The organism is Rhodoferax sp. GW822-FHT04A08 (genome assembly GCF_058801025.1).
This window is the reverse complement of the sequence record NZ_JBXAMW010000011.1, coordinates 81,330-99,272: the sequence shown is the minus strand read 5'-3', so window position 1 is coordinate 99,272 and position 17,943 is coordinate 81,330. Positions and strand designations below refer to the sequence as shown.

Here is a 17,943-nt window from a genome sequence, read left to right as displayed (position 1 = left end):
GTCAGGCGCTTTGCAGCATGCCCCGGGTTTCGATGAAGCGCACCACCTCGGTCAGGCCGCTGAGGGTCTTGAGGTTGGTCATTACAAAGGGCTTGAGGCCCTTGGGCGTGGTGCGCATGCGGATGGTGTCGGCTTCCATCACGGCCAGATTGGCGCCCACGTGGGGGGCCAGGTCGGTCTTGTTGATGACAAAGAGGTCGCTCTTGGTGATGCCAGGGCCGCCTTTGCGCGGGATCTTTTCGCCGGCGGCCACGTCGATCACATAGATGGTGAGGTCGCTCAGCTCGGGGCTGAAGGTGGCGGCCAGGTTGTCGCCGCCGCTTTCCACGAACACCACGTCGGCGTCGGGGTACTCCACCAGCATGCGGTCAATGGCTTCGAGGTTGATGGAGCAGTCCTCGCGGATGGCGGTGTGCGGGCAGCCGCCGGTTTCCACGCCCATGATGCGCTCGGCGGGCAGGGCGCCGCTGATGGTGAGCAGGCGCTGGTCTTCCTTGGTGTAGATGTCGTTGGTGATGGCCACCAGGTCGTACTGTTCGCGCATGGTCTTGCACAGCATTTCCAGCAGCGTGGTCTTGCCGGAGCCCACCGGGCCACCTATGCCTACGCGCAGGGGCGGCAGCTTCTTGGTGCGGTTGGGGATGTGGTGCAGTGCGGATGACATGGGGGTGATTTCCTAGGATCGAAACAAACGGGAATACTGAACTTCATGCTGGCTGCTCAGGATGGCCAGCATGGGGCTGAAGGCTTGGCGCGTGCCATCGTCGCGGGTGAGGGCATGGTCCACGGCAGCGGGTATCTCGGCCGCCAGGGCCGACAGAATGCGCTGCCCACTGCTCTGGCCCAGTGGCACCGACTTGATGGCGGCTTGGGCCATGTTCTCGGCCCAGCCGAAGGCGTAGGTCAGCAGGCAATCGCGCACCGGCGCCTGGGTGGCGCTGGCAGCCAGGGCAAAGGCCATGGGGTAGCTGGCGTCCATGGCGGCCAGCGTGGCAATCTGCTCAGCGCTGGCCGTGGTGTGGTTGCGCAGCCACTCCAGCAGGCTACGCCCCATCTGTTCGGTCTGGGCACGCAGCTCGTGGGTCTCGCGGGTCTGCAACACCCAGGCGTTGAGCGTGGCAATGCGGCTGTGGTCATTGCTGCGCCAGGCCGGTATGGTCTGGGCTACAGCGGCCAGGTCTGAGCGGGCCAGACTCAGGTGCAATTGGTCCACCAGCCAGGCGCTGGCTTCCTGCTCCGAAGTCACGTGGCCGGAGTCGACTGCCGCCTCCAGCACTTCGGAATACGAGAAGCTGCCAATAGGCAATGCCGGGGAGGCCAGCCACATCAGCTGCATGAAAGAGGTGTCGTGCATCGTGGCTTCTTTCTTTCAGTGGTCGTGCGGATGGTCGTGATCGTGCCCGTGGGCGTGACCATGGCCGTGGCCGTGCGCTTCCTGCGCGTGGTGATCGTGCCCATGGTGCTTGTGCTCGCCGTGCGCATGACCGCCCGTGGCGTAGGCGCCGTTCTCCGGCTCGAAGGGCGCATCCATCTCGTTCACGATCAGGTGCATGGCACGCAGCATGTCGGCCAGCACATGGTCGGGCTCGATCTGCAGGAAGTCCGGCTTGAGCTCGATCGGCACGTGGCGGTTGCCCAGGTGATAGGCCGCGCGTATCAGGTCAAACGGGGTGCCGTGCTGCTGGCAGTGGGTGATGCGCAGCACGCGCTGCTCCGCCGCCCAGACTTGCACCAACAGTCCGTCGTCACCCACCAGCACGTCGCCACCGCGCAGCACGGTGCCGCGCGGCAAGAACACGCCCAGGGTGCGGCCGGCGGAGTCCTGCGTTTCGAAGCGGCTTTTCTGGCGTGTGTCCCAGTCCAGTTCGACGGTATGCGCGCGCTTGAGCAGCACGCTAGCAAGGCCTTTGCCTTGGGGAATGAGTTTGGATACCTGAATCATGAAAGTCCTCGTTCACCATGGTTCACGGGGAACCATGGTGCCACAGAGCGCCAGAATTGGCTGGTGTGCGTGCTCAGAAAAGGAAGTAGCGCTGTGCCAGCGGCAGCTTGGTGGCCGGCTCGCAGGTCAGCAACTGGCCGTCGGCGCGCACCGCATAGGTCTGCGCGTCAATCTCCATGGTGGGCAGGTAGCTGTTGTGGATCATGTGCTGTTTGCGCACGCCACGGATGTTGCGCACCGCGCTCAGGTGTTTGGCCAGGCCGAAGCGCTCCTTGATGTCGGCGTCGTGCCCGGCTTGGGACACAAAGGTGATCGAGCTGCGCGTGAGCGCACCGCCAAAGGCGCCGAACATGGGGCGGTAGTGCACCGGCTGCGGCGTCGGGATGCTGGCATTGGGGTCACCCATGGCGGCAAAGGCAATGAAGCCGCCCTTGATGATCAGCGCCGGCTTCACGCCAAAGAAGGCGGGCTTGTAGACCACCAGGTCGGCCCATTTGCCAACCTCGACGCTTCCCACCTCATGGCTGATGCCGTGGGCGATGGCCGGGTTGATGGTGTACTTGGCGATATAGCGTTTGACGCGGAAGTTGTCATTGCGTGCCGAGTCCTCGGGCAGGGCGCCGCGCTGCGATTTCATTTTGTCTGCGGTCTGCCAGGTGCGAATGATGACTTCGCCCACCCGGCCCATGGCCTGGCTGTCGCTGCTCATCATGCTGATGGCGCCCAGGTCGTGCAGGATGTCCTCGGCCGCAATGGTTTCCTTGCGGATGCGGCTTTCGGCAAAGGCCAGGTCTTCGGCAATGCCCGCGTCCAGGTGGTGGCACACCATCAGCATGTCCACATGCTCGTCCAGCGTGTTCTGGGTGTAGGGCATGGTGGGGTTGGTGGAGCTGGGCAGGAAGTTGGCCTGGCCCACCACCTTGAGGATGTCGGGCGCATGGCCGCCGCCCGCACCTTCGGTGTGGAAGGCGCACAGGCCGCGGCCCTTGGTGGCGGCGATGGTGTTCTCCACAAAGCCGGACTCATTGAGCGTGTCGGAGTGGATGGCCACCTGCGTGTCGGTGGCTTCGGCTACGTCCAGGCAGTTGCTGATGGCAGCTGGCGTGGTGCCCCAGTCTTCGTGGAGCTTGAGACCGATCACGCCAGCGTTGATCTGCTCATGCAAGGCAGCCGGCAACGAGGCATTGCCCTTGCCCAGAAAGCCCAGGTTCATGGGGAAGGCGTCAGCCGCCTGCAGCATGCGCTCGATGTTCCAGGGGCCGGGCGTGCAGGTGGTGGCAAAGGTGCCGGTGGCCGGACCGGTGCCGCCGCCCATCATGGTGGTGACGCCGCTGGCCAGTGCCTCTTCGATCTGCTGCGGGCAGATGAAGTGGATGTGCGAATCGATGCCGCCTGCGGTGACGATGTTGCCCTCGCAGCTGATGACTTCGGTGCCGGGACCAATGATGATGTCCACGCCCGGCTGGGTGTCGGGGTTGCCGGCCTTGCCAATGGCGACAATGCGCCCGCCCTTGAGGCCGATGTCGGCTTTCACAATGCCCCAGTGGTCGATGATGAGCGCATTGGTCATCACGCAGTCCACTGCGCCGTCATAACGAGTGCGCTGGCTTTGCGCCATGCCGTCGCGTATGGTCTTGCCGCCGCCGAATTTCACCTCTTCGCCGTAGCTGCCGGCTGCCAGGGTGTAGTCCTTTTCCACTTCGACCAGCAAGCCAGTGTCTGCCAGGCGCACGCGGTCTCCGGTGGTGGGGCCAAAAATCTCCGCGTAGGCGCGGCGTCCGATTGTTGCCATGAAAGCGTTCCTTCAGGAGCCCAGCGGCCCGCTGGTTAATCCACGAAATCCGTACACCACGCGGTCACCGGCGTAGTCCACCAGTTCCACCGTGCGTTGTTGCCCCGGCTCAAAGCGCACCGCCGAGCCCGACGGAATATTCAATCGCATGCCTTGCGCCGCCAGCCGATCAAAGCCCAGGGCGCCATTGGTTTCGGCAAAGTGGTAGTGCGAGCCGACCTGGATAGGACGGTCGGCCGTGTTCTGCACCACCAGCGTGAGGGTGCGGCGGTGGGTGTTGAGGGTGTGTTCGCCGTCGTCGGTGAGGATTTCGCCAGGAATCATGAGTGTGTGCCCCGTACCATCAGTTGGAGATTTGCAGCAGCATCAGTACGCCACCAAAGGCCGCCACACAGCCGCCCAGCAGGCGTGCTACCCAGACGTTGGCACCGCGCAGCGACCAGCCCAGCCCCAGGCCCATGGTGTGCAACACCAGGGTGGCAGTCACCATGCCAGCCAAGGTCTGGAAGGCCTGGACGTTGTCCGCCAGTTCATAGCCATGGGCCAGGCCATGGAACATGGCAAACACGCCCACCAGCGCGGCAGCCCAGATGCCTTGCAGCTTGAGGCGGGAAACCACCAGCATGCCGGTCACCACCAGGGAGGCTGCAATCATGGGCTCCACCGCCGGGACTTCGAAGCCCTGCATGCCCAGCGCTGCACCCACCAGCAAAAGGTTGGCAAAGCCCAAGGGGCCCCACAGCATGGCCGCACCCAGCCGGCGCGCCACCAAGGCACTCCACAGGCCTACGGCCACCATCACCGCCATATGGTCCAGGCCGGTAAAGGGGTGCAGAAAGCCGCTCACAAAGCCCACGTGCTGGTGCGGGTCTGTTCCGGGATGCGCCAGGGCCAGGCCGGAGGTGAGTGCGGCAGCGAGCAGGACGGCCAGTGTTTTGACGTGTTTTTGCATGGGGTCGAATCCTTTGCAGAGGTTGAAACTAGACAATGGGTTGGTGAACGGTGACCAATTTGGTGCCGTCGGGGAGGGTGGCTTCCACCTGGATGTCGGGGATCATCTCGGCAATGCCGTCCATGACATCTTCACGCGTCAATACGGTGCGTCCTTCGGACATCAGCTGAGCCACCGATTTGCCGTCGCGCGCGCCCTCCATGACGGCGGCGCTGATCAGGGCAATGGCTTCGGGGTAGTTGAGTTTGAGGCCGCGGGCCTTGCGGCGTTCGGCCAGCAGGGCGGCGGTGAAGATCAGCAGCTTGTCTTTTTCGCGCGGTGTCAATTCCATGGCGTGTTGCTCGTATATATCGATTAAGTTCGTGCGATAGATTAATACACATTTCTAAGCAAGGCCCGTGCCCTGCGGAAATGGCATGGATCGTGCACCCCCGTAATGGTGCACCCAATCCGTGACAATTCCAATGAGGCTCCAGAGGCAAACCCGGCTGCGCGGCAGCGGGTGGTCAAGATTCGCCGCGATTACAACAACTGGGTAGCCAGCGAGACCATGGAAGACTACGCGTTGCGCTTCACGCCGCAGCGTTTTCGCCGCTGGTCCGAGTGGCGGGTGGCCAACACGGCCTTTGGCGCAGCCTCCTTCCTGGTGCTGGAGGCCGTAGGTGCCACCCTGCTGGTGCAGTACGGCTTTGTGAATGCCTTCTGGGCGATTCTGGTCACCGGGCTGGTGATCTTTCTGGCCGGGCTGCCCATCAGCGTGTATGCCGCACGCTACGGCGTGGACATGGACCTGCTCACGCGCGGCGCGGGCTTTGGCTACATCGGCTCCACCATTACCTCGCTGATCTACGCGTCCTTTACCTTCATCTTCTTTGCGCTGGAAGCTGCCGTCATGGCCTACGCGCTGGAGCTGGCGCTGGACATTCCACCCACCTGGGGCTACCTGATTTGCGCGCTGATAGTGATACCGCTGGTGACGCATGGCGTCTCCACCATCAGCCGCCTGCAGCTGTGGACCCAGCCGATCTGGCTGCTGATGCTGCTCGTACCGTTCTGCTATGTTTTGGTGCGCGACCCCACGGCCTTCAAAGGTATTACGCACTACGGCGGTGATGTTGACAAAGGTGGAGTCTTTGATGTGCACCTGTTTGGCGCAGCACTCACGGTGGGCATTGCGCTGATTACCCAGATGGGGGAGCAGGCCGACTACCTGCGCTTCATGCCGCAGCAGACCAGTGCCAACCGCCAGCGCTGGTGGCTGGCGGTGCTGGTGGGTGGGCCGGGCTGGGTCATCCTGGGTGTGGTCAAGATGCTGGGTGGTGCTTTTCTGGCGTATCTGGCCATCACCCATGCAGTGCCGGCTGACCGTGCGGTGGACCCCAACCAGATGTACCTAGCGGCCTACGAGTACGTGTTTCCCACCCTGGGCTGGGCGGTGGCGGCCACGGCCCTGTTTGTGGTGCTGTCGCAGCTCAAGATCAACGTCACCAACGCCTACGCAGGGTCGCTGGCTTGGAGCAACTTCTTCTCGCGCCTGACGCACAGCCACCCGGGGCGGGTGGTGTGGGTGGTGTTCAACAGCCTGATCGCCTTCATGCTGATGGAGATGGACGTGTTCCAGGCGCTGGGCGATGTGCTGGGCCTGTATTCCAACATCGCCATCGCCTGGATCATGGCCGTGGTGGCCGATCTGGTCATCAACAAACCGCTGGGCCTGTCGCCCAAGGGCATCGAATTCAAGCGCGCGCATCTGTACGACATCAACCCGGTGGGTGTGGGTGCCATGGCGCTGGCATCCCTCCTGTCGATTGCCGCCTACCTGGGCATGTTCGGGCCCACGGCGCAGGCGTTCTCGGCGGTGGTAGCGCTGGTGACCGCCATGGTGGCCTCGCCACTGCTGGCGCTGTATACCAAAGGGCGGTACTACATCGCAAGAGAGAGTGGAGCCCCCACGCTCTCCGCTACGCGTGAGTCGCTGCCCCCCGAGGGGGCTAACCCGCCTTGGGGCGGCCCGGCGGCGGGTTGGTCTGCCCATTCGCCCATGCGCTGCGTCATCTGCGAACGTACCTACGAGGGGCCGGACATGGCGCATTGCCCGGCCTACCAGGGACCGATCTGCTCCCTGTGCTGCACGCTGGATGCGCGCTGTGGCGACGTCTGCAAGCCGCACGCCAGCCTGGCGGTGCAGTGGTCGGGCGCTTTGCGCTGGCTGCTGCCGCGCGCCACCTGGCCCTATCTGGACACGGGCCTGAGCCATTTTGTGCTGCTGATGGGTGTGATCGTGCCGCTGCTGATCACTGTGTTTGCCATGTTCTACCGGCAGGAGCTGGCTGCGTTTGCCGATATGGCTGAGAGCCAGGAGGCGCTACGTGCCGCGCTGCAGTCGGGTTTCTCCAAAGCTTTTGCCGCATTGCTATTGCTCTCGGGCATCGTGGCCTGGTGGCTGGTGCTGGCGCACAAGAGCCGCCAGGTGGCGCAGGAGGAGTCCAACCGCCAGACCCATCTGCTCATGCGTGAGATCGAGTTGCACCGCCAAACCGACAAGGCCTTGCAGGACGCCAAGGCAATTGCCGAAAAGGCCAAGCAACTGGCCGAGCAGGCCAATGCGGCCAAGAGCCGCTACATCAGCGCCATCAGCCACGAGCTGCGCACGCCGCTCAACAGCATCCTGGGCTATGCCCAGCTCATGGGGCAGGACGAAGGCATACCGCCGCACCGCAAGCAGGCGGTGAGCGTGATCCTGCGCGGCGGCGAGCATCTGCTCTCGCTCATGGAAGGCACACTGGAGATGGCGCAGATCGAATCCGGCAAGGTGGTGCTGTCGCTCAAACCCGTGCAGTTCGAAGCAGCCATGGCCGACATTGCCAACATGTTCGAGCTGCAGGCTGCGGACAAGGGGCTGTCCTTCCGCTACGTGGTGCAGGGCAGTCTGCCGGCCTGGGTCAAGGCGGACGACAAGCGCCTGCGCCAGATCTGCTTCAACCTGCTGGGCAATGCCATCAAGTTCACCCAGCAGGGCGGTGTGACGCTGCAGGTGCGCTATGCCCGCGAGATGGCCCACATCGAAATCCACGACACCGGGCCGGGCATGACACCTGAAGAGATCGAGCGCGTCTACGAACCCTTTGTGCGCGGTGACAGTGCGGCCAACGCGGCTGCCGCGGGCTCCGGCCTGGGCCTGACCATTGCCAAGATGCTGACCGATCTGATGGGCGGCGAGATGCAGGTGCACAGCGTGCCCGGTGAGGGCTCGGTGTTCTCGGTGCGCTTGTTCCTGCCGCAGCTGCATCTGGCGCCCGAAGGGGTGCAGCAGATGGAGGAGCACCGCCAGCAGCGCGCCAGCCGCAACGGCTATCTGGGCCCGCGGCGCAAGATTCTGGTGGTGGACAACGAAGAGGCGGACCGCGACTTGCTGCTGCATGTGCTGGAGCCGCTGGGCTTTGAATTGCGCCAGGCCGCCAGTGGCCATGATTGCCTGGACCTGCTGGCCGCCGGGCTGAATCCGGATGTGATCCTGCTGGACCTGGCCATGCCGGGCATTGATGGCTGGGAAACCCTGCGCCGCATCCGCGCCCTGGGGGAGCCGCAACCGGCGGTGGCCATCGTCTCCGCCAATGCGTTTGACCGCGCGCTGGACCATGGCCTGGGCATTGCGACCGAAGACTTCATCGTCAAGCCGGTGCGCCACAGCGAACTGCTGGACTGGCTGGAGCGGCGCCTGCAACTCACCTGGGTCAGCACGCCGGTAGCAGCACTGCCGCCTGTGCCAGCGCGCCCGGTGCGCCCGGCAACCCTGGTGCAGCCACCGCGCGAAGAGTTGCTGGCGTTGCAGGCGTTGGTGCAGCTGGGATACTTCCGCGGTATCACCAACAAGCTCAATGCCCTGGCGCAGGCCTACCCCGAATGCCAACCCATGACCTCCATGCTGGAAGCGATGGCGCGCCAGTACCAGTTCGATGCCATGCTCGGCCAATTGAAGAAAGCGCTGGATGAACCCGTCCATTGATATTGCCAGCACGCTGGATCGCGGCAACAGCGACGTGGTGCTGATTGTGGATGACGTGCCCGACAACCTGTCGGTGCTGCATGACGCCCTGGATGAGTCCGGCTACACCGTGCTGATTGCCACCAGCGGCGAGGCGGCCTTGCAGCGCGCGCTGCACGCCTTGCCCGATGTGGTGCTGCTGGATGCCATGATGCCCGGCATGGACGGCTTCGAAGTGGCCAAACGCCTGAAGGCACAAGCTGAGACAGCCCATATCCCCATCATCTTCATGACCGGCCTGACCGAGACCGAGCATCTGGTGGCGGCACTGGACTCCGGCGCGGTGGACTACGTCACCAAACCGATCAAGCCCAAGGAGGTGCTGGCACGCATGACGGTGCATCTGGCCGGTGCGCGCGAGCGGCGCCAGGCCCGCAGCGCGCTGGATGCCTTTGGCTACGCCACTATCACGGTACGGGCCTCGGATGGCGCCTTGCTCTGGCAGACACCGCTGGCGCGTGAGCTGTTGCAGCGCTATTGCGGCACGCAGGCGCCGCAGACACCCGAGCCGGTGGTGGAATGGTTACGCCAATGCCTCTCTCGGCTGGACCAGCCAGGCGAGCCGCCGCGCCTGACCCTGGAGCAGGGCACACGGCGCCTGGGCTTTCGGCTGCACCAGCAGATTGGCGATGTGGATGCGCAGGGCGACTGGCTGATCGTGATGCGCGAAGTGTCCGACACGGCGGTGATTGAGGCCCTGGCGCTGAGCTTCAAGCTCACGCCCAAGGAGGCCGAGGTGCTGTACTGGGTGGTCAAGGGCAAGACCAACAAGGACATAGGCGACATTCTGGGCAGCAGCCCGATGACGGTGAAAAAGCACCTGGAGCGGGTGTTTGTTAAGCTCGGTGTGGAGACCCGCATCGCAGCAGCCGGTATGGCCATGGGGCGCATACGCCTGCTGCAACCCCAGTTTGAAATCTGAACCCCGCCCACCATGTCCGACACCCCGCAAGCGCCCGCACCGGCGCCCCAGGCTCAGCCCCACAATCCGCTGCACGGCAAGACACTGGAATTCATCGTCAAGGCGCTGGTGGAGTGCTACGGCTGGGAAGGGCTGGCGGAACGCATTCCGGTGCGCTGCTTCAGCTTTGAACCCAGCGTACCGTCCAGCCTCAAGTTCCTGCGCAAGACGCCTTGGGCGCGCGACAAGGTGGAAGGGCTTTACCTCTTCATGCTGCGGGAGCAGAAGCGCCGGTCCTGAGCGCAGCTGCAGCGTGCGCGCCGACGCCACTGGGGCAGATGGTTCCGCGAATGTCCTCCGCCCTGCGGGCTCCTCCTTTATTTCGCTGCACCATCCGCCCCAGTGTCATCGGCCACCAGCACTGTTGGCGCGCAATGACTGAATTTCCTTCGCTTGGCAACGATGTTGGATGACTCAGGGCGGTGCGGCATTCAGTGCAGTGAGGTAAAGGAGGAGCCCGCAGGGCGGGGGACACGAACGGAACTGAGTGCCGTGGCGCCCTGAGTCCCGAAGTGCATGCAGGGTAGGTTTGCCAAACTCTTCCGTCATCTTTGACGGAAAGACCCGCAGTCAAGTTCCGGTCTTGAAGATGCTGACCACGTCTTCCAGTTGAGAGGCTTGGTCCTGCAGCGACTGGGCCGCAGCGGCGGCCTGTTCCACCAATGCGGCGTTCTGCTGGGTAGCGTGGTTCATTTCACCGATGGCCTCGTTCACGCGCGAGATGCCCTCGGTCTGCGTGGTGCTGGCCGCTGCGATATTGCCCATGATGTCGGTCACATGGCGGATGCTCTCCACGATCTCGTTCATGGTGACGCCTGCTTGATGCACCAGTGCACCTCCGGCATCCACCTTGGAGACGGAGTCGTCGATCAGCGTCTTGATCTCTTTGGCGGCCACGGCGGAGCGCTGTGCCAAGCTGCGCACTTCGGCTGCCACTACGGCAAAGCCGCGGCCTTGCTCGCCGGCGCGGGCGGCCTCCACGGCGGCATTGAGCGCCAGGATGTTGGTCTGGAATGCAATGCCGTCGATCACGCTGATGATGTCCACAATCTTGCGCGAGGAGTGGTTGATGGACTCCATGGTGTGCACCACTTCCGAGACTACGGTGCCGCCGCGCACCGCCACTTCGGATGCCGACTGGGCGAGCTGGTTGGCGCGGCGCGCATCGTCCGCATTGTTGTTGACCGTTTCCGTCAGCGCCTGCATGGCGATCGAAGTATTTTCCAGCGTGCCGGCCTGTGTCTCGGTGCGCTGGGACAGGTCCATATTGCCTTTGGCAATGTCGCGTGAGGCGCTGAAGATGGTGTCCGTCCCCTGACGGACCTGGCGCACGATGCGGATCAGGCCTTGGTTCATCTCCTGCAGCGCGTGCTGCAGTTCACCCACTTCGTTGGAGGAATCGACGGCAATGTCCTGACTCAGGTCACCTGCGGCAATGCCACGTGCCACCACGACACCCCGACTCAAAGGCCGGGTGACAACGCGGTGGATGAATGGGTAGATCAACATCAGCACCGGAATGCTGGTCACAAAGGCAGCCAGAATGGATTTCCAGCGCTGCTCCACCAGTCCCGCGTTAACCTTGTCGAGCGACACCTTCATGCTGACTGCGCCCAGCACCGTGCCTTCGGGCACCTGGTGGCAACTGGTGCAATCCTTGCCCAGGGAGTTCTTCATGGCGATCACGGGGCGGATGGCGCGCAGGTACTCGCCCGACGCATCACTCTGCACCTCGATGGCTTCCTTGCCGCTTTGCAGCACGGTTGTTTCCTGGCTGTCGGGGGTGGCCTCGTTCTTGGCGTTGCCGGGACCGAACAATTTGCTGACGTTTTCACCGCGCAGCACACGTACGTCGCGTATGGAGCCCAGCTGCTTGACCTGATCTAGAAAGACATCGCGCTGAGCCACCGTGCCTGTCACCATCATGCCGGTCAGGCCGGCCATGGTTGCGTTGTGCATGCTGAGGGAGAAGTCCTGCGCCTGCTCCAGTGCGGCCTGGCGTGACACATAGCCCTGCCAGATGATGACGCCAGTCCAGACCACCAGCAAGGCAGCAGCAATGGTGGCAAGCAGTTGCATCCAGATTCTGGATCGGGTTGTATGTGTCATAAATAGTACGGACTCAAGAGATTCCTCCCAACGCATTGACTTGTTTGGGGCAAGTATCCCACTGTCTCCAGAGGTAAATTGGCAGACATCAAGATGTTACTTGCTCTAGGTCAAGAACGGTGATTTCTGTCGATGTACGCCACTTAGCGTATTTCCCAAGGGGGCCGGTGTTTTTACAGTTGACCCATCGTTTGGTGTTTTGCTTGCTGTCACGCAGGCGCCAGACGACCCTTTTGTTTATCAACCCCGGAGCAAACTACATGCAACGTCGATTTATCCTGAAGGCACTTACCGCTGCCGTCGCCCTCACCACGCTGTCCGCCGTGCCAGCGTTTGCCGCCGACACCATCAAGGTCGGTGTCCTGCACAGCCTCTCAGGCACCATGGCCATCTCGGAAACCGTGTTGAAAGACACCGTGCTGATGGCGATTGACGAAATCAACGCCAAGGGTGGTGTTCTGGGCAAGAAGCTCGAACCCGTGGTGGTGGACCCTGCCTCCAACTGGCCCCTGTTTGCTGAAAAGACCAAGCAACTGCTGACGCAAGACAAGGTTGCCGTGATCTTCGGTTGCTGGACTTCCGTGTCGCGCAAGTCGGTGCTGCCCGTGGTGGAAGAACTCAACGGCCTGCTGTTCTACCCCGTGCAGTATGAAGGTGAAGAGCTGTCCAAGAACGTGTTCTACACCGGTGCTGCTCCCAACCAGCAAGCCATTCCCGCTGTGGACTATCTGATGAGCAAGGAAGGCGGAGCCGCCAAGCGTTGGGTTCTGCTGGGTACCGACTACGTTTACCCCCGCACCACCAACAAGATTCTGCGTGCCTACCTGCACAGCAAGGGTGTGAAGGACACCGACATCGACGAGAAGTACACACCCTTCGGCCACTCCGACTACCAGACCATCGTGGCTGACATCAAGAAGTTCGCTGCCGGTGGCAAGACCGCTGTGGTGTCCACCATCAACGGTGACTCCAACGTGCCTTTCTACAAGGAACTGGGCAATGCCGGCCTGAAGGCCAAGGACGTTCCAGTCGTCGCCTTCTCCGTGGGTGAAGAAGAGCTGCGCGGCGTGGACACCAAGCCTCTGGTGGGTCACCTGGCTGCCTGGAACTACTTCATGTCCATCAAGAACCCGACCAACACCGAGTTCATCAAGAAGTGGTCTGACTACGCCAAGGCCAAGGGCATTGCCGGTCACAAGGACAAGCCTCTGACCAACGACCCGATGGAAGCCACCTACATCGGCATCAACATGTGGAAGCAAGCCGTCGAGAAGGCTGGCACCACCGATGTGGACAAGGTCATTGCCGCCATGGCTGGTCAGAAGTTCAAGGCGCCCAGCGGCATCGTGTCGGAGATGGACGAAAAGAACCACCACCTGCACAAGTCGGTGTTCATCGGCGAAATCAAGGCCGATGGCCAGTTCAACGTGGTGTGGAAGACACCGGGTCCTGTGAAGGCCAAGCCATGGTCTCCGTACATCGAAGGCAACGACAAGAAGCCTGACGAACCTGTGGCGAAGTAAGAAGCTACTGCGCGGGCCGATCTGGACCCCTGCAGTGCTCACCGTACGCAAGTACGGTTGCGCGCTTCAGGGCCCACCTCGGCCCGCTCGCTACGCTTCTTCCAGTCGCCACTACAGGTGGGGCTGGCATTGGTTGGCTCTTACAGATAACAAATACATAACCCATGCGAAATTACCTGTTCATCGCTGCTTTGCTGCTGTCCTCCGGCGTACATGCGCTGACAGCCGATGAAGCAAAAGCCATTGCCGTGGGCGAGGGCGATGCGCGGATTGAGGCGCTGCACGCGGCAGTGGTCAAGCCCGACGAGAAAACGGTGGCGTTCATCCAGGCTTTGTCGGATGACGCAGTCAAGGTGGTGGCGGGCAAGCCCGTCATCGTGAATGGCGACAAAGGACAGGACCCTGTCACCGGTACGGAAGTCGCATTGCCCGACACCGCCGAAGATGTGATGAACAACAACCGCATGCGCGGTGAGCTGGACGCAGCACTGGCTGCACTCAAATTGCTGTCGCCCGACGTGTCGGTACGACGCGCCGCCATCAAGACCCTGCAAGGCTCGGTCGAAGAAAACACCCTGGTGCTGCTGGACAAAGCCTATGCACAGGAGACCGTGGCAGACCTCAAGGATCAGCTGGGCCAGTTGCGCGCGGCTGCACTGTTGGGCAGCAGTGACAAGGCCAAGCGCCTGCAGGCTGCCGGCCTGCTGGGCCAAAGCGCGCAGGCAGCTACCAAGACGCTGCTGGTGGAACGTCTGCAGGTGGAAACCGAAACGGACGTGAAGGCGGCGCTGGAGCTGAGCTTGCGCAAGGTGGAAGCCAACCTGGCCTGGGGCGATCGGCTGGGTGCCATCTTCAGCGGCATCAGCCTGGGTTCCATCCTGCTGCTGGTGGCTTTGGGGCTGGCCATTACCTACGGGCTGATGGGCGTGATCAACATGGCCCATGGCGAACTGATGATGATCGGTGCCTACGCCACCTATGTGGTGCAGGGCGTATTCCAGAAATATTTTCCCGGCGCATTTGACTGGTATCTGCTGGCCTCGGTGCCGGTGTCCTTTCTGGCATCTGCCCTGGTGGGCGCGGCGCTGGAGCGCAGCGTGATCCGCTTTTTGTACGGCCGCCCGCTGGAGACTCTGTTGGCAACCTGGGGTATCAGCCTGATGCTGATGCAGCTGATACGCACCATCTTTGGTGCGCAGAACGTGGGCGTGGAAAACCCGAGCTGGATGAGCGGTGGCGTACAGGTGCTGGGCAATCTGTCGCTGCCCTACAACCGGCTGGTGATCGTGGGCTTTGCCCTGTTCGTGCTGGCTGCCGTGGCGTTCATGATCGGCAAGACGCGCTTGGGTCTGTTTGTGCGGGGCGTGACGCAGAACCGGCCGATTGCCTCCTGCATGGGCGTCAACACGGCGCGCATTGACACCTATGCGTTTGCACTGGGCTCCGGCATTGCCGGCCTGGCCGGTTGCGCGCTCAGCCAGGTGGGCAATGTGGGGCCGGACCTGGGCCAGGGCTACATCGTCGATGCCTTCATGGTGGTGGTGCTGGGCGGTGTGGGCCAGTTGGCCGGTACCGTGTACGCCGCCATGGGCTTGGGCATTCTCAACAAATTTCTGGAGGGCTGGACCGGTGCGGTGCTGGCCAAGATTGCGGTGCTGGTGTTCATCATCGTGTTCATTCAAAAACGTCCGCAGGGCATCTTCGCCATGAAGGGCCGGAGCGCTGAAGCATGACCAAGAACGCACCCGTTATGAATATTGATTTGCCCCAGCCAGCGCCGCTGCTTTCGGGCAAGGGCTGGACCGCCTGGCTGGTCGCACTGATCGTGCTGTGCGCGGTGGTGCCCTTGCTCAACCTGCTGATTCCGGCAGACAGCGTGCTGCACATAAGCGACTTCGCCGTGGCACTGCTGGCCAAGATCATGTGCTACGCCATCTGCGCCCTGGCCATGGACCTGATCTGGGGCTACACCGGCATCCTGTCGCTGGGGCACGGCCTGTTCTTCGCACTGGGCGGCTATGCCATGGGCATGTACCTGATGCGCCAGATCGGGCTGGATGGCAACTACAAGAGCGAGCTGCCGGACTTCATGGTGTTTCTGGACTGGAAGACCTTACCCTGGCACTGGTTTTTCAGCGGCAACTTCCTTGCCACGCTGATTCTGGTGGTGGCGGCACCTGGCATCGTGGCGCTGGTGTTCGGCTACTTTGCCTTCCGCTCGCGCATCAAGGGGGTGTACTTCTCCATCATCACCCAGGCCATGACCTTCGCCGCCATGCTGCTGTTCTTCCGCAACGAGACCGGCTTTGGCGGCAACAACGGCTTCACCGACTTCAAGCGCATCCTGAGCATTCCGATAGCCACACCCAGCATGCGCATGACGCTGTTTGTGTTGACCTCACTCACGCTGCTGCTGTTCTTCCTGCTGGCGCGCTGGCTCATCAAGAGCAAGTTCGGCCGCGTGCTGCAGGCCATACGTGATGCGGAGTCGCGTGTCATGTTCAGCGGCTATTCGCCCCTGGGCTACAAGCTGGGCATCTGGACACTCTCGGCCATGATGTGTGGCGTCGCTGGCGCCCTGTATGTGCCGCAGGTGGGCATCATCAACCCCAGCGAAATGAGCCCGGCCAATTCCATCGAGATTGCCATCTGGGCAGCCGTGGGCGGACGCGCCACCTTGATTGGCCCCATCCTGGGCGCCTTCATCGTCAACGGCGCCAAGAGCTGGCTCACCGTGACCTATCCGGAGTTCTGGTTGTACTTCCTGGGTGCGCTGTTCATCGGTGTCACTTTGTTCCTTCCTGATGGAGTGGTTGGTTTGGTGAAGAAACTGAAGGGAGAGAAAGCATGAGCGACGCCGGGCCGTCCCAAGTCGCGAGGGCCCCCGTGGGGGGCAGCGCAGTACATGAAATGACAAGCGTGGGGGCCATTCAATGACTCCCGAACTATTGGAACAAGGTGCCAAGCGCATCGAGGCGCGGTTGGCCGCGCTGGAGGCTAGCAAGGGCCAGACCGCCTCAGGCGGGCAAAAGGCGGGTTTTTCGCGCGTCAAGGTCAATGATGAAGTGGACGTCACCCACGGCCGCATCCTGTATCTGGAAGGCGTGAACGTCAGCTTCGATGGCTTCAAGGCCATCAACAACCTGTCGCTGGATATTGCTCCGGGTGAGCTGCGCTGCATCATCGGTCCCAACGGTGCGGGCAAGACCACCATGATGGACATCATCACCGGCAAGACCCGGCCCGATTCGGGCACCGTGTTCTTCGGCAGCACCATCGACCTGCTGCGCTACAACGAGCCGCAGATTGCGCAGTTGGGTATTGGCCGCAAGTTCCAGAAACCTACCGTGTTCGAGCACCTGACCGTGTTTGAAAACCTGGAGCTGGCACTCAAGACCAACAAGGGCGTGAAAGCCTCCATCTTCTTCAAGCTGGACTCGGCCCAGCGCGACCGCTTGGCGGAAATCCTGCACACCATCCATCTGGCCGACAGCGTGACACGCCAAGCCGGCAATCTGAGCCACGGGCAGAAGCAATGGCTGGAGATCGGCATGCTGCTGATGCAGGACCCCAAGCTGCTGCTGCTGGACGAGCCGGTGGCGGGCATGACCGATGAAGAAACCGAACGCACTGCCGAACTCTTTTTGACCCTCAAGGGCAAGCATTCGCTGATGGTGGTGGAGCACGACATGAGCTTCATCAACACCATCTCCGACATCGTCACCGTGCTGTGCGACGGCTCGGTGCTGGCACAGGGCACGCTGGCCCAGGTGCAAAGTGATGAGCGGGTGATCGAAGTCTATCTGGGCCGCTGAACATGACAGACTCCATGCCACTTCTCCAAGTCAAGAACGTCAACCAGTACTACGGCGGTTCGCACATCCTGCGCGACGTCAGCCTCACGGCCGAACTCGGCAAGGTCACCGTCATCCTGGGCCGCAACGGTGTGGGCAAGACCACGCTGCTCAAGTCCATGATGGGCCTGGTGCCCATACGTGACGGCTCCATTGAGCTGGGCGGCAAGGACATCCACAAGGCCACGCCGTACGAGCGGGCGCGTGCCGGTATTGGTTTTGTGCCGCAGGGCCGCGAGATCTTTGCGCGCCTGACCGTGCAGGAAAACCTGCAAATGGGCCTGGCCTACAAGAAGGCGGGCACCGCCATCCCGCCCGAGCTGTTTGAACTGTTTCCGGTCCTCAAGCAGATGCTGGGCCGCCGCGGTGGTGACCTCTCCGGCGGGCAGCAGCAGCAGCTCGCCATTGCGCGTGCGCTGGCGGCCAGGCCCAAAGTGCTGATACTGGACGAGCCCACCGAGGGCATACAGCCCAGCATCATCAAGGACATCGGCCGCGTCATCCGCATGCTGGCTGACCGCGGCGACATGGCCATCGTGCTGGTGGAGCAGTACTACGACTTTGCCCAGGAGCTGGCCGACGATTACGTCGTCATGGAGCGCGGTGCCGTGCTGGCACGCGGCAAGGGTGCCAATATGGAAGCGGACGGCGTGCGCCAGCTGGTGGCGATCTGATCCCCGTGACCCTTGATTTCTGCGAGGACAAAAAGAGGCGGGCGCTTTAGACCCGAGGGGCGGTACAGTAGAGGCTTCAATATAAAAATGC

Annotated in this window: 16 protein-coding genes; 8 read left to right on the top strand and 8 right to left on the bottom strand. The window is 62.4% G+C overall.

Translation table 11 applies throughout. The features are described 5' to 3' along the window. Nucleotide 1: 1 nt before the first annotated feature. From ureG to AC1RMF_RS19400, 7 genes are all read right to left on the bottom strand, one after another. A complete protein-coding gene (gene ureG / locus AC1RMF_RS19430) occupies nt 2–664 on the bottom strand; it encodes an urease accessory protein UreG (protein ID WP_342616594.1) in 663 nt (220 codons plus the stop codon). Between the two features lie 12 nt (nt 665–676). Next, nucleotides 677–1,354: an urease accessory protein UreF gene (locus AC1RMF_RS19425; protein WP_493143659.1), complete on the bottom strand. Its 678-nt coding sequence runs from the start codon at nt 1,352–1,354 to the stop codon at nt 677–679. Between the two features lie 15 nt (nt 1,355–1,369). After that, the gene (gene ureE / locus AC1RMF_RS19420) at nt 1,370–1,942 is read right to left on the bottom strand and encodes an urease accessory protein UreE (RefSeq protein WP_342616595.1); all 573 of its coding nucleotides are present in this window, start codon (nt 1,940–1,942) and stop codon (nt 1,370–1,372) included. Nucleotides 1,943–2,015: 73 nt separating this feature from the next. Next, nucleotides 2,016–3,734 (bottom strand): urease subunit alpha, encoded by a 1,719-nt coding sequence (gene ureC / locus AC1RMF_RS19415; RefSeq protein ID WP_342616596.1) that lies wholly within the window; start codon nt 3,732–3,734, stop codon nt 2,016–2,018. 12 nt (nt 3,735–3,746) lie between these two features. Further along, the gene (locus AC1RMF_RS19410; RefSeq protein WP_493143657.1) at nt 3,747–4,058 is read right to left on the bottom strand and encodes an urease subunit beta; all 312 of its coding nucleotides are present in this window, start codon (nt 4,056–4,058) and stop codon (nt 3,747–3,749) included. Nucleotides 4,059–4,077: 19 nt separating this feature from the next. Further along, the gene (locus tag AC1RMF_RS19405; protein ID WP_493143656.1) at nt 4,078–4,686 is read right to left on the bottom strand and encodes a HupE/UreJ family protein; all 609 of its coding nucleotides are present in this window, start codon (nt 4,684–4,686) and stop codon (nt 4,078–4,080) included. 28 nt (nt 4,687–4,714) lie between these two features. Then, the gene (locus AC1RMF_RS19400; RefSeq protein WP_493143655.1) at nt 4,715–5,017 is read right to left on the bottom strand and encodes an urease subunit gamma; all 303 of its coding nucleotides are present in this window, start codon (nt 5,015–5,017) and stop codon (nt 4,715–4,717) included. A gap of 105 nt (nt 5,018–5,122) precedes the next feature. Here AC1RMF_RS19400 and AC1RMF_RS19395 point away from each other — a divergent pair, with 105 nt between their 5' ends. The 3 genes from AC1RMF_RS19395 to AC1RMF_RS19385 are packed head-to-tail and all read left to right on the top strand — an operon-like array spanning nt 5,123 to nt 9,932. Then, the gene (locus AC1RMF_RS19395; RefSeq protein ID WP_493143653.1) at nt 5,123–8,692 is read left to right on the top strand and encodes a hybrid sensor histidine kinase/response regulator; all 3,570 of its coding nucleotides are present in this window, start codon (nt 5,123–5,125) and stop codon (nt 8,690–8,692) included. Beyond that, nucleotides 8,676–9,653 carry a response regulator gene (locus AC1RMF_RS19390; RefSeq protein ID WP_493143651.1) on the top strand — a complete coding sequence of 326 codons (978 nt, stop codon included), beginning with the start codon at nt 8,676–8,678 and terminating at the stop codon, nt 9,651–9,653. The genes AC1RMF_RS19395 and AC1RMF_RS19390 overlap by 17 nt, the downstream gene beginning before the upstream one ends. Before the next feature lie 12 nt (nt 9,654–9,665). Beyond that, nucleotides 9,666–9,932, top strand: a complete 267-nt coding sequence (locus AC1RMF_RS19385) for a VF530 family protein (protein WP_342616601.1) — start codon at nt 9,666–9,668, stop codon at nt 9,930–9,932. Nucleotides 9,933–10,262: 330 nt separating this feature from the next. On the opposite strand, the gene AC1RMF_RS19380 is transcribed toward AC1RMF_RS19385, so the two are convergent. Further along, nucleotides 10,263–11,771, bottom strand: coding sequence for a methyl-accepting chemotaxis protein (locus AC1RMF_RS19380; RefSeq protein ID WP_493143649.1), 1,509 nt, complete (start codon nt 11,769–11,771; stop codon nt 10,263–10,265). A gap of 290 nt (nt 11,772–12,061) precedes the next feature. Between AC1RMF_RS19380 and urtA the strand changes: the two genes are divergently transcribed. From urtA to urtE, 5 genes are all read left to right on the top strand, one after another. Then, on the top strand, nt 12,062–13,324 hold the full coding sequence (gene urtA / locus AC1RMF_RS19375; RefSeq protein WP_493143647.1) for an urea ABC transporter substrate-binding protein: 1,263 nt from the start codon (nt 12,062–12,064) through the stop codon (nt 13,322–13,324). A 164-nt stretch (nt 13,325–13,488) separates the two neighbouring features. Further along, a complete protein-coding gene (gene urtB / locus AC1RMF_RS19370; RefSeq protein WP_493143646.1) occupies nt 13,489–15,057 on the top strand; it encodes an urea ABC transporter permease subunit UrtB in 1,569 nt (522 codons plus the stop codon). After that, nucleotides 15,054–16,175, top strand: coding sequence for an urea ABC transporter permease subunit UrtC (gene urtC / locus AC1RMF_RS19365; RefSeq protein WP_493143645.1), 1,122 nt, complete (start codon nt 15,054–15,056; stop codon nt 16,173–16,175). The genes urtB and urtC overlap by 4 nt, the downstream gene beginning before the upstream one ends. A gap of 82 nt (nt 16,176–16,257) precedes the next feature. Then, nucleotides 16,258–17,139, top strand: a complete 882-nt coding sequence (urtD, locus tag AC1RMF_RS19360) for an urea ABC transporter ATP-binding protein UrtD (protein WP_493143644.1) — start codon at nt 16,258–16,260, stop codon at nt 17,137–17,139. Between the two features lie 14 nt (nt 17,140–17,153). After that, the gene (urtE, locus tag AC1RMF_RS19355) at nt 17,154–17,852 is read left to right on the top strand and encodes an urea ABC transporter ATP-binding subunit UrtE (protein ID WP_493143643.1); all 699 of its coding nucleotides are present in this window, start codon (nt 17,154–17,156) and stop codon (nt 17,850–17,852) included. Nucleotides 17,853–17,943: the final 91 nt, after the last annotated feature.